Annotated in this window: 14 protein-coding genes; 10 read left to right on the top strand and 4 right to left on the bottom strand. The window is 65.6% G+C overall.

Annotation, left to right across the window (positions count from 1 at the left end):
* Window positions 1-107 precede the first annotated feature (107 nt).
* Window positions 108-560 (bottom strand): DUF4383 domain-containing protein, encoded by a 453-nt coding sequence (locus QF038_RS14930; protein ID WP_307610846.1) that lies wholly within the window; start codon window positions 558-560, stop codon window positions 108-110.
* Between the two features lie 276 nt (window positions 561-836).
* Between QF038_RS14930 and QF038_RS14925 the strand changes: the two genes are divergently transcribed.
* The 4 genes from QF038_RS14925 to QF038_RS14910 are packed head-to-tail and all read left to right on the top strand — an operon-like array spanning window position 837 to window position 3,238.
* Complete coding sequence (locus QF038_RS14925) at window positions 837-1,289, top strand: hypothetical protein (protein ID WP_307610845.1); 453 nt, start codon at window positions 837-839, stop codon at window positions 1,287-1,289.
* Window positions 1,286-2,515, top strand: a complete 1,230-nt coding sequence (locus QF038_RS14920; RefSeq protein WP_307610844.1) for an Nramp family divalent metal transporter — start codon at window positions 1,286-1,288, stop codon at window positions 2,513-2,515. Before QF038_RS14925 ends, QF038_RS14920 begins: the two co-directional genes overlap by 4 nt.
* Window positions 2,512-2,919: a hypothetical protein gene (locus QF038_RS14915; RefSeq protein ID WP_307610843.1), complete on the top strand. Its 408-nt coding sequence runs from the start codon at window positions 2,512-2,514 to the stop codon at window positions 2,917-2,919. Before QF038_RS14920 ends, QF038_RS14915 begins: the two co-directional genes overlap by 4 nt.
* Window positions 2,906-3,238: a PRC-barrel domain-containing protein gene (locus QF038_RS14910; RefSeq protein WP_307610842.1), complete on the top strand. Its 333-nt coding sequence runs from the start codon at window positions 2,906-2,908 to the stop codon at window positions 3,236-3,238. Before QF038_RS14915 ends, QF038_RS14910 begins: the two co-directional genes overlap by 14 nt.
* Here the strand turns inward: QF038_RS14910 and QF038_RS14905 are convergent.
* Window positions 3,235-4,173 (bottom strand): LysR family transcriptional regulator, encoded by a 939-nt coding sequence (locus tag QF038_RS14905; protein ID WP_091417880.1) that lies wholly within the window; start codon window positions 4,171-4,173, stop codon window positions 3,235-3,237. The genes QF038_RS14910 and QF038_RS14905 overlap by 4 nt on opposite strands.
* A gap of 237 nt (window positions 4,174-4,410) precedes the next feature.
* Here QF038_RS14905 and QF038_RS14900 point away from each other — a divergent pair, with 237 nt between their 5' ends.
* The 4 genes from QF038_RS14900 to QF038_RS14885 all read left to right on the top strand — a co-directional run bounded on the left by QF038_RS14900 (window position 4,411) and on the right by QF038_RS14885 (window position 8,871).
* The gene (locus QF038_RS14900) at window positions 4,411-5,529 is read left to right on the top strand and encodes a PrpF domain-containing protein (RefSeq protein WP_307610841.1); all 1,119 of its coding nucleotides are present in this window, start codon (window positions 4,411-4,413) and stop codon (window positions 5,527-5,529) included.
* Window positions 5,530-5,539: 10 nt separating this feature from the next.
* A complete protein-coding gene (locus tag QF038_RS14895; RefSeq protein WP_307610840.1) occupies window positions 5,540-6,985 on the top strand; it encodes an SLC13 family permease in 1,446 nt (481 codons plus the stop codon).
* Window positions 6,986-7,264: 279 nt separating this feature from the next.
* Window positions 7,265-7,468, top strand: a complete 204-nt coding sequence (locus tag QF038_RS14890) for a cold-shock protein (RefSeq protein ID WP_050056011.1) — start codon at window positions 7,265-7,267, stop codon at window positions 7,466-7,468.
* Between the two features lie 131 nt (window positions 7,469-7,599).
* The gene (locus QF038_RS14885) at window positions 7,600-8,871 is read left to right on the top strand and encodes a plasmid pRiA4b ORF-3 family protein (RefSeq protein ID WP_307610839.1); all 1,272 of its coding nucleotides are present in this window, start codon (window positions 7,600-7,602) and stop codon (window positions 8,869-8,871) included.
* A 122-nt stretch (window positions 8,872-8,993) separates the two neighbouring features.
* Here QF038_RS14885 and QF038_RS14880 read toward each other — a convergent pair whose 3' ends face one another.
* Window positions 8,994-9,728, bottom strand: a complete 735-nt coding sequence (locus QF038_RS14880) for a FadR/GntR family transcriptional regulator (RefSeq protein ID WP_307610838.1) — start codon at window positions 9,726-9,728, stop codon at window positions 8,994-8,996.
* Between the two features lie 191 nt (window positions 9,729-9,919).
* Here QF038_RS14880 and QF038_RS14875 point away from each other — a divergent pair, with 191 nt between their 5' ends.
* Window positions 9,920-10,456, top strand: coding sequence for a gluconokinase (locus QF038_RS14875; protein ID WP_307610837.1), 537 nt, complete (start codon window positions 9,920-9,922; stop codon window positions 10,454-10,456).
* A 42-nt stretch (window positions 10,457-10,498) separates the two neighbouring features.
* A complete protein-coding gene (locus QF038_RS14870; protein ID WP_307610836.1) occupies window positions 10,499-11,902 on the top strand; it encodes a GntP family permease in 1,404 nt (467 codons plus the stop codon).
* Window positions 11,903-12,039: 137 nt separating this feature from the next.
* Here the strand turns inward: QF038_RS14870 and QF038_RS14865 are convergent, their stop codons facing one another.
* Window positions 12,040-13,623: an alkaline phosphatase gene (locus tag QF038_RS14865; RefSeq protein WP_307610835.1), complete on the bottom strand. Its 1,584-nt coding sequence runs from the start codon at window positions 13,621-13,623 to the stop codon at window positions 12,040-12,042.
* Window positions 13,624-13,681 lie beyond the last annotated feature (58 nt).

Genomic DNA, 13,681 nt, shown 5'->3' with positions numbered 1-13,681 from the left:
GCTACGCCTGCCGCCAGGCGTCCGGAACGTGAATGGCCCCGGCGGCAGCGGAAGCTGCGGCCGGGGCCAGGAACTGGTGCGGATGCGGCGGGTTGCCGCGGGGACGTCTAGGCGCGTGTTGTGGTGCGGCCCTTGGTGAGGATCACGGCCAGGGCGATCATCCCCACGCCGAGCAGCAGGTGCAGGATGTTGTCGAAGCCGTTGAGGGGCACGAAGTTGCCGGCGGAATCCTGGGGGACCACCAGGCCGTAGATGAACAGGACCAGGTAGATGACCCCGCCGTAGAGCAGGAATGAGCGGGCGCCGGCGGCAGTCCTGGCCAGTGCGATGCCCGCTGCGCCGAAGAGCAGGTGGACGATGTTGTGCAGGGCCGAGACCTGGAAGAGGCCCAGCAGCATGGCCTCGGAGTGGTGGCCGGCGATGTGCAGCTGGTCGAAGTTGCTTGTGATGCCCGGAACGAAGCCCAGGACGCCAACCAGCAGGAACACCGCCCCCACAGCAATCGATGCCTTCTGGACGTTGGTGCGTGCTGCCATGCCGGTGCTGGTGTGTGTTGCCATGGTGATCTCCTGAATGCGATCTGTTTGTATGGATCAGCCCGTCCTGCCGACCCATGTGCTTATGCCAGCTATTCGCGGTCCAAGGCGCCCGGGATGGGTTGTTGCCAAAGAATTTTGTGGCTGGACGATGCTCCCCCTGGCCATCAAAAACTTCCCTGGCTCAATCGCAGCCACATGCGTCCCCGGGGTGCTATACCTAGCTCAAGGCAACTAATTCGGCGGTTTGCTGAGGGGCGCTAAAACCACCGGGTGAGCACCGGAGGCTGGAGGCGCGCAGTGCTGTGGGGACCAGTGCTGAAGGGGCGGTTGACGTGCGCCGCCTGCTTCGCCGCGCTCGCCGTCCTCGCCGGCTGCGGCGGGGCAAGCGGTACCATCTTCACAGCCGTCGAGGACAGCCACTCCGCCATGGCCACCGCGCAGCTCGCAGTCCGGCTGGACTCAGCGGGCAAGCTCACCAAAGCTGCCACCGCCACCGCATTGGACGACGCACTCAAAGAACTGCAGACCAGCAGGGACTCAGTGCTCCGGTTGGCGCCCGGCAGCGCAGAAGAAAGGGAGTCAGTCCAGGACGCGCTTTCCGTCCTGGACGGCTGCACCGCCAGCCTCACCACCGCGCGGGATGCCGTAGCGTCAGACGACGGCGATCCCTCCCTCCACGACGGCGACCGGGAGTTGGCCGCAGCCGTGGACCGGCTGTCCGCACTGATGGCGAAGGGCGGCGGAACATGAAGCGGCTCCTCGGCGTCGCGCTTGGCATCCTGACGGCGATCGGCGGATTCGTGGACATCGGCGACCTGGTGACCAACGCCGTCGTGGGTTCCCGCTTTGGCCTGTCCCTGGTATGGGTGGTGGGAGTGGGCGTGCTGGGCATCTGCCTGTTCGCCAACATGTCCGGGCGCGTGGCTGCGGCGTCGGGCCGGGCAACGTTCGAGGTGATCCGTGAACGGCTGGGGCCGCGGGCGGGGCTGGCCAACCTCTCGGCGTCGTTCCTGATCAACCTGATGACCGTGACGGCGGAAATCGGCGGCGTGGCCCTGGCGCTCCAGCTGGCCAGCAGCGTCCACTACCTGCTGTGGATCCCGGTGGCGGCGCTCGCCGTGTGGCTGGTGGTGTGGCGGGTCAAGTTCTCCATCATGGAGAACGTCACCGGGCTGTTGGGCCTGACCCTGATCGTGTTTGCCGTGGCCCTGTTCCTGCTCAAACCTGACTGGGGGAGCCTCGCCGGGCAGGCCCTGGCGCCCGCCGTGCCTGCCCAGGAAACAGCGCCCACCTACTGGTATTACGCCATCGCCCTGTTCGGCGCGGCCATGACACCGTACGAGGTGTTCTTCTTCTCCTCCGGGGCGGTGGAGGAGGGGTGGTCCATCAGGGACCTGGTGCAGTCCCGCGTCAATGTGCTGGTGGGCTTTCCGCTGGGCGGGCTGCTGTCCGTGGCAATCGCCGGCTGCGCCGCCGTGGTGCTCCTTCCCGCCGGGATCGCCGTGACGTCACTGTCCCAGGTGGTCCTCCCGGTGGCCGAAGGCGCGGGCAAGGTGGGATTGGCATTTGTGCTGGTGGGCCTGGTGGCGGCCACCTTTGGCGCGGCCCTCGAAACCACCTTGTCCAGCGGTTACACCCTGGCCCAGTTCTTCGGCTGGTCCTGGGGCAAGTTCCGCCGCCCGGCGCAGGCCGCCCGCTTCCACCTGGCCATGATCATCTGCCTGTTCATCGGGCTGGCGGTCCTGGCCACCGGCGTGGATCCAGTGCTGGTCACCGAATACTCGGTGGTCTTTTCCGCAATCGCCCTTCCATTGACGTACCTGCCCATCCTGATTGTGGCCAACGATCCGCAGTACATGGGCCAACACGTCAACGGCCGGCCGGTTAACGTCCTGGCCATGCTCTACCTGGTGATCATCCTGGCGGCCTCCCTGGCGGCGATTCCCCTGATGATCGTGACGGGAGCCGGATCGTGAAGCCCCGCCGCCCGCTCGCACCGGCTCCACCTGTGGCGGGCCGCCTCCTGGACGCGCAGCTGCATCTGCTGGACCGGCAGGTCCTGGATAACGACGGCGTCCCGGTCACCACCGTGGACGACCTCGAGTTGAACGGGCCTGCTTTGGACGTGGAGCTGGCACCGGGCACCCCTGCGCCGGTCCTGACGGCGCTGCTGACCGGGCCCGTGCTGGGGACGCGCATCTTTGGCGGCAGGCCGCCGTCGGCCCGGCTTATCCGCATTCCCTGGAAGGACGTTTCCGACGTGGGCGTGGTGCTGAAACTGGGTGTCAGCGGGGAGCACCTGGACGCCGGCTGGGTGGAACGCTGGATCCGGGACAAGATCATCGCGCGGATCCCGGGAGGCCACCATGATCCTCGGTGACCTGCTGGGCATGGATGTCCATGACGACGGCGGCACGCGCCTGGGCAGGGTGGCCGACGCGCGGTTCGTGGTGGACGGCGAGCCGGGGCAGCTTTTGGCCGAGGCGCGCCTGCTCGGTCTCGTGGTCAGCCCGCACAGTGCGGCCTCCTTCCTGGGCTACGAGCGGACGGGCCTTCGGCAGCCCTGGCCGCTGCCGTCCCTGCTGCGGTGGCGGCACCGGGGTTCGTTCCTGGTGCTGTGGGAGGACATTTTGATGATCGGTTCCTCCGGGGTCCGGCTGCGCGCGGGGTTCACCGCGTACTCGCCGGCGCTGGATTAGAGGTAGTCCCCGGCCCGTTCGCGGGCAACCTCAAGCAGCGTCGAGTGGAAGGCTACCTCGGCCGGGGCGTAGACCTTATCCTGGCGCTGGGCCAGCAGGATCCGCCGCAGGGGTGCTGCGGCGCCGAGGCTGAGGACTCTGACGTCGGGATGCTGGAGTGACACGGCGGTCTTGGGCACCATCGCCACGCCCATGCCTACGCTCACCATCGCCTGGGCTTCCTGGTAGTCGTTGGCCAGGAAGCCGATGGTCGGTTCAAAGCCGGCGTCGTGCGCGGAACGCTGCAGGACTTCCACCACAGGGTGGGCTTCTGCCCGGACGATCCACGACTCGTTGCGCAGGTCCTCCATGCTCACCTGGTCCCGTCCTGCCAGTTTGTGGCCGCGCGCCACCAGGATCACCGTGCTCTCCTGGAACACCTCGGTGACCCGGATGGACTCGTCCTCGAAACGGTTCCAGGGGTAGTCCCACAGCAGGCACAGGCCCGTGACGCCGGACTCCAGGTCTGCTACGAGTTCGTCGAAGCGGGCGCTGCGGAGGGAAAGGCCAATGGCGGGGTAGCGCTTCTTGAAGGTCCGGATGACGATGGGCAGGAAGGAACCGGCAAGGGTGGGAAAGGTACCTACCGTCAGGGATCCGCGCTTCAACCCGGCGATCTGGCCCAGGTCCGACTGCGCCGCCTTCATCTGGTGGACGATCTTGCGGGCGTGCCCGGCCAGTACCTGCCCGGCCTCGGTTGGCACTACTCCGCGGGAACGGCGGTTGAGCAGGGGCTGCCCCACTTCCTGTTCCAGCTTGCGCAGCTGCTGCGAGACAGCCGAGGGCGTGTACATCATCAGCTCTGCCGCGGCAGTGATCGATCCTTGCTCCACCACCTCCAGGAGCAGGGCCAGCCGCCGGATATCGAACAGAGGCTGCTCCTCTTCGTTAAGCATCCGTTCGCCTCTCTGTTCTATTCGTTAAATCACTGCATTGTCTCCGCCATTCCGCGTGCTTTCCCTCGCTACACCCACGTACTGGACGCCTAATCCGATGCCCGCCGCCCTTTTGCCACAGCGAATGAAGCAACTCTACATCCCCATGCAACTATCCGACATTGTCCTAAAGTGTGATCTGGCTCAACCTCTTATCAGGCCCTCAACAGTTTTGAGGCGAAGGAGAGGTGGAAGTCGATGAAGATCGAAGCGGAATGGATGCGCGGAGGCACCAGCAAGTGCTGGGTGTTCGAAGCGGAGCATCTTCAGGAGGGTGGTGCCAGCCTTGATGTGCTGCTGCCGCGGCTGTTCGGAAGTCCGGACCCGCGCCAGATTGACGGCGTCGGCGGGGCCACCTCCACCACCAGCAAAGCGATCATCCTGCACCGGCCCACGGGCGGGGATATCGACGTCGAATACACCTTCGCACAGGTGGGGATCGAAGAAGCCGGCGTGGACTGGGGCAGCAACTGCGGCAACGGCTCCGCAGTGGTGGGCCTGTACGCCATCGAGAAGGGCTGGGTTGTCCCTACCGGGGACGTCACCCGGATCGTCACCCGCAACACGAACACCAACCAGATCATCGTCCAGCGCGTGCCCACTCCGGACGGTGCCCTGCCGGTCATCCCGGAAGGACAGATGCCCGGCGTCCCGTTCCCCGGCTATCCCGTGGGCCTCGGCTTCCAGGACCCCGCCGGCAAAACCACCGGGGCCCTGCTTCCTACCGGCGCAGCAACAGACAGCATCACCGCCGGCGGGCCCAGCTGGACCGTGTCAATGGTCGACGCCGGAGCACCAGTTGTGATGGTCCGCGCAGAGGAGCTGGGCCTGGACCCCGCCCGCTACGACACGTGGCGCGCAGGCGTGGAACTGCAGCTGGACACCCTGGAGCAGATCCGTCGCCAGGCAGCCGTGCGGATGGGCCTGGCTCCCACCACCGCCGAAGCTGCCAGGGCAATCCCCAAGCTCGCCATCGTTGCCGCCCCCGCAGACGCCGAAGCGGGCGCCGACGTCAACGTCATGATGCTCTCCATGGGCAGGCCGCACCCGGCGCTGGCCATCACCGGCAGCATCGCCCTGACACTGGCCGCCCGAACCCCGGGCACCGTGCTGCACACCATCACGGGCGGCGCTCCGGGAGCCACCCTGCGGCTGCAGACCCCCGCCGGCGTGATTGAAACCTGGAGCGAGGAGCACGGCGGAAGGCTGCTCGTCGGCGTCGACCGCACTGCCCGCACCATCGCCACCACCATCATCCACCTCCCCGAGGTTTCCGGCAGCGCTGCACCTGCCGTCCTCGCGGGAGCCACTCAATGAGGAGTAAGCCATGACCAAAACAGCGCAACGCCCCACTGACACTCTTGAGGAGACCCGGGACGAACAGTCACCGCGTCCCAACCGCCGCCGCCGTATCCTACTGATGGTGGTGGCCGGACTCGCAATCCTGGGCCTGGCTGCCCTCGTGCTGGGGGGTGGCTTCCTCAACCCGGGGGCCGCCACGGACCCGGAGCGCACCATGACAGCCGTACAGATCATCCCGCTCGTCATCCTCGTGGTGATGTTCGTTGTCGCCACCAAGTGGCCGCTGAACATCGGCGTGATGGGGCTGGTAGCTTCCTTCGGCGTCGGATATTTCATGCTCGGGATGACGGACAAGCAGATCCTGGAGGAATTCCCGGCCAGCATCGTCCTGACCATCATCGGCGTCACTTACTTCTTCAGCATGGCCCAGCGGAACGGCACCATCAACATCATCGTCCAGAGCTGCGTCCGCCTGGTCAGGGGCAAGACGATGCTGCTGCCCTGGGTCTTCTTCCTGATCGCCGCCGCGCTCACCTCGCTGGGCACCTTCTCGCCCGCCGCCGTCGCCCTGCTGGCACCGGCCGCCCTGGGCTTCGCCTACGAATCCCGCATCCACCCGGTGGTGATGGGCGCATTCATCATCAACGGTGCCCACGCCGGCGGCTTTTCCCCGCTGTCCGTGGCCGGCGTTCTGGTGCACAACATCGCCGTTGAAAACGGGTTCCCCATCTCGCAGGGCGCACTCTTCATTGCCAGCTTCGCCCTGAACCTCATCCTGTCCGTCCTGACCATCGTGCTGTTCGGCCTCCTGGGCAAACTGCGCGACGGCGAAGGCGGCCAGCTTGCCGACGTGGACACCACCAGCACCGGCCGTCCGCACGGCCAGCAGATCCTCACCCTGGTCCTGATCGGCGCGATGCTCGTGTGCACACTGGGCTTCCACATGCCCATCGGCTTCGTGGCCCTGTCCGCCGGGCTGCTGCTCGCCTTCATCAACATCAAGGAGCACCAGACATTCATCGGCGGCGTCTCCTGGTCCACCGTCCTGCTGGTGGCCGGCATGATCACGTACGTCTCGCTCCTGCAGCACGTGGGTGTCATCGACACCCTTGCCGAACAGGCCCTGGCACTCGGTGCGCCCCTGCTCGTGGCCCTGGTCCTGTGCTATGTGATCGGCGTCGGCTCCGCCTTTGCCTCATCCACTGCCCTGCTGACCGCGTTCATCCCGCTCGCCGGCCCGCTGCTGGCCACCAGCAGCCTGAGCGCCTCCGGCACAGTGGCCGCGTTGGCCATTGCGGCCACTGTGGTGGATGTTTCGCCCTTCTCCACCGACGGCGCACTGGTAGTTGCCAACGCCCGTGACAATGACCGGCAGCGCGTCTACAAACAGCTGATGATGTACGCAGGTGGTGTGGTGCTGGTTGCTCCGGCCCTGGCCTGGGCCCTGCTGGTACCCACCGGCATCATGTAGCCGGACCTTCCCCGAGATGGCACTTCGCGGCAATGTTTCCCCACAACATTGCCGCGAAGTGCCATTTCGCGGGCGCCGGTCCGCCACAAACGCCCCGTGGTAATCCGTCCGCCAAAACTCCTGTAAGGTTGATCCTGTTGTTGTGTTTATGCAGTTGGTAGTTCAGGCAGTACGCGCGGTCGAAAGTCCGCGTTCTTCTGAAGTAGCGGTTTTGAACACCCCACACCGGAGGACCCGAAAGTCGGGACTTTTCCTCCACCTTCACGAAGGACAAAAATAATGGCTACTGGTACCGTCAAATGGTTTAACGCTGAAAAGGGCTTCGGCTTCATTTCCCCCGATGACTCCTCACAGGATGTTTTCGCACACTACTCTGCGATCAACTCCAACGGCTTCCGCTCCCTCGAAGAGAACCAGAAGGTTTCCTTCGAAACCGAGCAGGGCCCCAAGGGTCCCCAGGCCACCAACATCCAGGCTCTCTAATCTCTTAGGGAAACTGGGGCCCTCAGGGTTTCAATTTTTGAGCAGGGCCGGTCACTGACCGGCCCTGCTTTTGTTTAACCCGGGCGTGCCACAAAGGATCAAGGCACTCTTCACGCAGGCTCTCTGGCAAGATGGCCACTATGTTTTCAGCCGGCACCGTCCCTGCGTTTGACTTACGTATCAGCATCGAGGAATCTGAGCCGCTGATCTGGCGTCAGTTGCGGCTTCCCGCCGGGCTGACAGTCCAGCAGTTCCACCTGGCCGTGCAGGCGGTCTTCGGCTGGGAGGACCGGCACCTGTACGGCGTCCGCGCTGTGGACCCCGCCGGAAAACCACGCGTTGTGATGGGTCCCGACGGCGCACCGGAAGATTCTGACGCCGAGTCGCCTGCCGCCGTCGTACTTTCAGACCTGCTGGACCCACAGAAGCCGGACACGGTGTTCGAATACGAGTATGACTTTGGCGACGGATGGACCCACCGCGTGGAACTGGTGGGCCCCGCTGAACTGGAGCGCGGCGAACTGGTGTGCCTGGACGGCGCCAACCGCGGACCCGTGGAGGACTCCGGCGGGCCGTGGGGGTACGCCCGCCTGGTGCAAATCCTGGCCGACCAGCAGCACCCGGAACACGAGGATGCGGCGCGATGGGTTTTCGAGACGGCCGGCGAATTCGGCGAGCGCTTCGACGCCACGCGCTTCAATATGCAGGCCGCGAACCGCAAACTGCGGATTCTCGCCCTTCAGTGGTGGCCCCGGCCCCTCACGGAGGAGGAGCGGGACAACGTACTCAAGCCGGTACTGTGGCTCCTGCGAAACGCCGCGGGCGACGGCCTGGAACTGACCAAGGACGGCTACCTGAAGCCCGTCCTGGTCAAGCAGGCAGTGGAGGAGATCGGCTGGGACGGCATTGTCTTCGGCAAGGGGAACCGTGAAGCCCATGTGTTGCCGGTCCGCGAACTCAGGGAGCACGCACTTGCCTGGAAGCTGGTCCGGAAACTCAAGGGCAGGCTGGTGCTCGCGCCGCGTGGCAGGCGTGCGCTGGAACATCCCGGCTACTTGTGGGACCTCGTGGTGGACACCATCGCCAGTCCCGGGCACGATGCCGTCCGGCTCGTCACGCACCTTTATGCGAACTGGTACCTCGCGGGTATTGCGCCGCCCTGGAACCTGGAAAGGGATGTCATCCGGCTGGCGATGGAGGAAGCGGGATTTGTTACCCGCTCCGGCCATCCCATTCCCGAAGAGTGGATCACGGACATCTACCGGACCGTCTCGTGGGAGCTGATGTGCCTGTGCCTGAAGACTCCCAAGGCCACCTTCGCTGACCCTGCACTTCTTACCGACGGCGGAGTGAAGTTCTTCCTGGCCGTCCAGGAAGCAGAGAAGCTGTCCCGGAAGGGGTAGCCGCGGCCGGTGTGGATCCTGGCGGCACGAGCGGCCGTGGCCCGCTTGAACGGTGCTGGCCAACACCGTTTATGCGGGCGAGGGCCGTCCATGCCGAGGCTTTCGACACGCTCAACCAACGGTCAGTGCAGCCCCATGGCATTGCGCACCTCATCCAGGATGTGGTGCATCGCTGTTTCTGCGGCAACCGCGTCCCCGCCGGCCACAGCGGCAGCCACATCCTCGTGCGCCTGCAGCGCTTCGTTCCTCGGCTTGAACGGCATAAGCCCCTGCTTGGTCCGGCTGGTCAACACTTCGGCCACCATGCCTTCCAAGGCAAGGAACATTTCGTTGCCGCAGCTTTCCAGCAGGAGGCAGTGGAACTCGATGTCCGCAGAAAGGAAAGCCTCGAGCTCACCGGCTTCGCCCAGCCGGCGGAGATCGGCGGCCAGGGATGTCAGCTTGGCCCGTTCCGCGGCGCTCGCCCTGCGCGCCGCCCCGGCTGCGGCAATGGGTTCGACGGCGATGCGCAGCTCTGTGAGGCTGCTGTACTGGATCTCCCGCCGGTCCGAGGCAAGCCGCCAGCGCACCAGCTTCGGATCAAAGACATTCCAGAACCGGCGCTCCTGCACCACAATGCCCACCCGCCGGCGCGAGTACACCAGGTTCATGGATTCCAGGACCTTCATGGTGTCCCGGGCCACGGTGCGCGAAATCCCGTACTCCTGCTGAAGGCCCTCCAGGGTGAGCCGGCTTCCGGGCGGCAGATCGCCGGAGGCGATGGCTACGCCAAGCGCCTCAACAACGCGTCCCTGCATGGCGGGGGAGGTTCCGCCGTCGTCCGCGGTGTCATGGTCCTGTGGTGTCGCCGTCGACATCTTCCTGCCTTCCTCTGCGCGCCTGCGCGGTAACAGCCTACCGAAAAAAGCGGCAAAGGTATGACTTGTGACACGCAAAGATAGTATCTGTGGTCACAAAAGGTGATACCTTATTTCCAGCGCATTTCCTCACCCGAAGTGCACACGAGCTTTCTTCCCTAAGCCAACGGCGTCTTCTTCGGAGGTAAAACATGCAGTATCCCGCCACGCACCTGGTGGTCATGGGCGTTGCCGGTTCCGGCAAATCCACCATCGCGGGAGCACTTTCGCAGCAGCTTGGCTGGGCCTGCGCCGAAGCGGACGAGTTCCACCCGCAGGCCAACATCCAGAAGATGAGCCAGGGCACGCCGCTGCAGGACGAGGACCGCTGGCCGTGGCTGCAGGAAATCCAAAACTGGATGACCGCCCAGGCCAACGCGGGCAAGAGTACAGTGCTCACCTGCTCCGCCCTCAAGCAGAGCTACCGTCAGCTGCTGTCCCAGGCTGAGGGCCGCGTTCTTTTCCTTCACCTTCACGGAGAGGCGGATCTGATCGGCCAGCGCATGCAGGGCCGCGAAGGCCACTTCATGCCGCCCACGCTCCTGCCCAGCCAGCTGGCCACCCTCGAGCCGCTGACCGACGAGGAGCTTGCCGCCGGAAGCCTCCGGCTGGACATCTCCAAGTCCCCGGAAGAGCTCGTGAAGACCATCATCGCCGCACTGCACCTCCCTGCAGACCAGGCACCCTAAGCCTCCCCCGAATCCCCACCAATCCTGTTTCAAAGGAGAACCATGACCATCGAAGGATGGACCCAAACGATGGGCGCAGGCCCCCTGCTGCTCATCGCCGCGGCGGCGATCGTCGCCCTGCTGTTCCTGATCATCAAGCTGCGGATGCACGCGCTGCTGGCGCTGATCGTCATCAGCCTGGCCACTGCCTTCGCTACCGGCATCCCCGCCAACCAGGTGGTGCCGGTCCTGATCAACGGCTTCGGGACAACCCTCGGCACCGTAGCCCTGCTCGTGGGCCTGGGCGCCATGCTGGGGCGGATCGTGGAAACCAGCGGCGGCGCCAAGGTCCTGGCCGACTACCTGATCGGCATTTTCGGTGAGAAACGCGCCCCCTTCGCCCTTGGCCTGGCCTCGCTGATCTTCGGGTTCCCCATCTTCTTCGATGCCGGCCTGGTGGTCATGCTGCCGGTGGTCTTCGCCGTGGCGCACCGCCTGGGCGGGGGAGTGCTCCGCTACGGCCTGCCCGCCGCCGGCGCGTTCTCCGTGATGCACATTTTCCTGCCGCCGCACCCGGGCCCGGTCTCTGCCGCCGCCTTCTTCGAGGCCAACATCGGCCTGGTGATGATCGCCGGCCTGATCACCGCCATCCCCACCTGGTACGTCACCGCCTACCTGTACGGCCTCTACACGGGCAAGAAGCTGGTCCTTCCCGTGCCGGAACTCCTGGGGCACGCCACGGCCGACGCCGAGTCCCACCCGCCGCGCTTCCGCACCATTGTGGGGCTGCTGCTCCTGCCGCTGGTCCTGATCTTCATGAACACCGGCCTTAACACCCTGGCATCCTCGGGTGTGCTCAGCGAAGCCGTCAAGAACGAGCAGTGGTTCCAGATCCTGCGCACCATCGGTGAGACCCCGGTGGCCCTGCTGATCGCCGTGATCGTGGCCATGTTCGTCCTGGGTGCCAAGCGGGGCAAGGACGCCGGCGCGCTCGAGAAGCTGCTCGAATCCTCGCTGGGCCCGGTCTGCTCCGTCATCCTGATCACCGGCGCCGGCGGCATGTTCGGCGGTGTGCTGCGCGCTTCCGGCATCGGCGCCGCACTGGCCGATGTCCTGGGCAACCTGGGCATCCCGCTCATCCTGGCCGGCTTCCTGATCTCCGCCATCCTGCGCATCGCCCAGGGCTCGGCAACGGTGGCACTGACCACCACCGCCGGCCTCATCGCCCCGGCCGTGGCACTGGCCGGACTGAACGGCATGCAGGTTGCCGCCCTGGTGATCGCGGTTGCCGCCGGCTCAGTAGTGGTCTCGCACGTCAACGACTCCGGCTTCTGGCTGGTGGGCCGGTTCTTCGGCATGGACGTCAAGACCACGCTGAAGACCTGGACCGTGATGGAGACCCTGATCGGCGTGATGGGCTTCGCTATCGCGGCGGCAATCTTCCTGGTGGCCGGCCTGGCAGGCTAGCTTCCCCCAAACTGACTCGCAGTTGACGCCGTGAAAACGCAATTTCACGACGTCGACTGCGAGTTACTTGTTTATAGGGGTTTTGACAGGCTCAACCAACGGGTTTCGACAGGCTCTACCACCGGCCTTCGACGGGCTCAACCTACGAGGCCGGGCACGCCGTCCTGGATCGTGAAGGAGGCCTTCGTCGAAACGGGGGAGCCCGGCGTCGTGACGTAGTCCAGTACCCGGAAGTCGGCGGTCATCGCGTCCTTGATGATCTTCGTGTTCACGTACCCGCGCGAATCGTTGTAGAACCTCAGGTGCGGGTTCCACGCCATGGTGGGGTCGGTGGTGGAGCCCGTGCCGTTGCCGGTGGAGGTGATGGACGTGCACACCAGCTCCGAACCCACCACGGGCGAGGCCGGATCCTTGTAGTCCAGCTTCAGGTCATTGGCCCAGTTGCGGTGCACGTCGCCGGTAAGTACGACGGCGTTGCGCACCTTCGCGTCCAGCCAGCCTTGGGTGATGCGGCGGCGGGAAGCGGCGTAGCCGTCCCAGCCGTCCATCGAGACGTCGTCGACGTCCAGTGCCTGGGCGCGGTCGCGCTCGGCGAAGAACACCTGCTGGCCCAGGATGTCCCAGCGCTGGGTGGAGTTCTTGAACCCGTCCAGCAGCCACTTCTCCTGCTCCGCGCCGGTGATGGTGCGGTCCTCTGCGAGACGCTCCGCCACGTTTTTCCGCCAGCCGTCACCGGCGAGCTGGTCGTCGCGGTACTGCCGGGTGTCCATCATGTGGAAATTGGCCAGCTGGCCCCACCGGATGGTCCGGTAGATCTTCATGTCGAACCCGGCCGGGACGGACGAGGCCCGCAGCGGCATGTTCTCGTAGTATGCCTGGAACGCGGCGGCCCGGCGCTGGCGGAACCTCTCGGTGGTGTCGTTCAGCTGGCCGGCGTCGCGGTTTTCCGGAATGTCGTCCGCCCAGTTGTTGTCCACCTCGTGGTCGTCCCAGACCACAAGCCACGGCGCGACGGCGTGCGCTGCCTGCAGGTCGGCGTCGGCCTTGTACTGGGCATGCCGCTGGCGGTAGCCCTGCAGCGTGGTGGTCTCCGGGCCCTGATGGTCGCGCGGGTTGCCGCCGCCGATCACGTAGCTGCCCTTCTTGTACTCATACAGGTAGTCACCCAGGTGCAGCACCAGGTCCGGGTGGTCCTCCGCGAGCCGCCGGTACGCCGTGAAGTAGCCGTGCTCGTATTGTGAGCAGCTGGCGAAGGCCATGGCCAGTGCGGCCGGGGTCTCGTGCAGAGCCGGTGCGGTAAGGGTGCGGCCGGTTTCGCTGATGTGGCGGCCGCTGCGGAAGCGGTAGAAGTATTCGCGGCCGGGCTTCAGGCCTTTGAGCTCCACGTGCACCGAGTGCGCGGTTTCAATCCGGGCCTGTTCGATGCCGCGGGCTACAACAGTGCGCATGTTCGGGTCCTCGGCCACCTCCCAGGCCACCGGGACCTGCCGGGAGGGCATGCCGCCCAGGCCGTCCTCGGCAAGGGGGTCCAGGGCCAGGCGTGTCCAGATGACGAAGCCGTCCGCCCACGGCTCGCCCGACGCGATGCCGAGCATAAACGGATCGGTGCGGAGACCGGCGTCGTCCGCGAGGGAAGTGGCGACGGCGGCACCCGGCAGGGCTGCGACAAGGCCGGCTCCGAGGCCGGCGGAAATCAGGGATCTGCGTGAGATGTTGTCCATGGGTTCGACGCTATGGAGGCCGGTTGGACAGCCGTTGTTGCCTGGGTGAATCAAAAGT

It is taken from the genome of Pseudarthrobacter sp. W1I19 (assembly GCF_030817835.1).
GTDB lineage: Bacteria > Actinomycetota > Actinomycetes > Actinomycetales > Micrococcaceae > Arthrobacter.
Note: the sequence above shows the minus strand (reverse complement) of the source record. Positions and strands in the feature narration are given on the sequence as shown.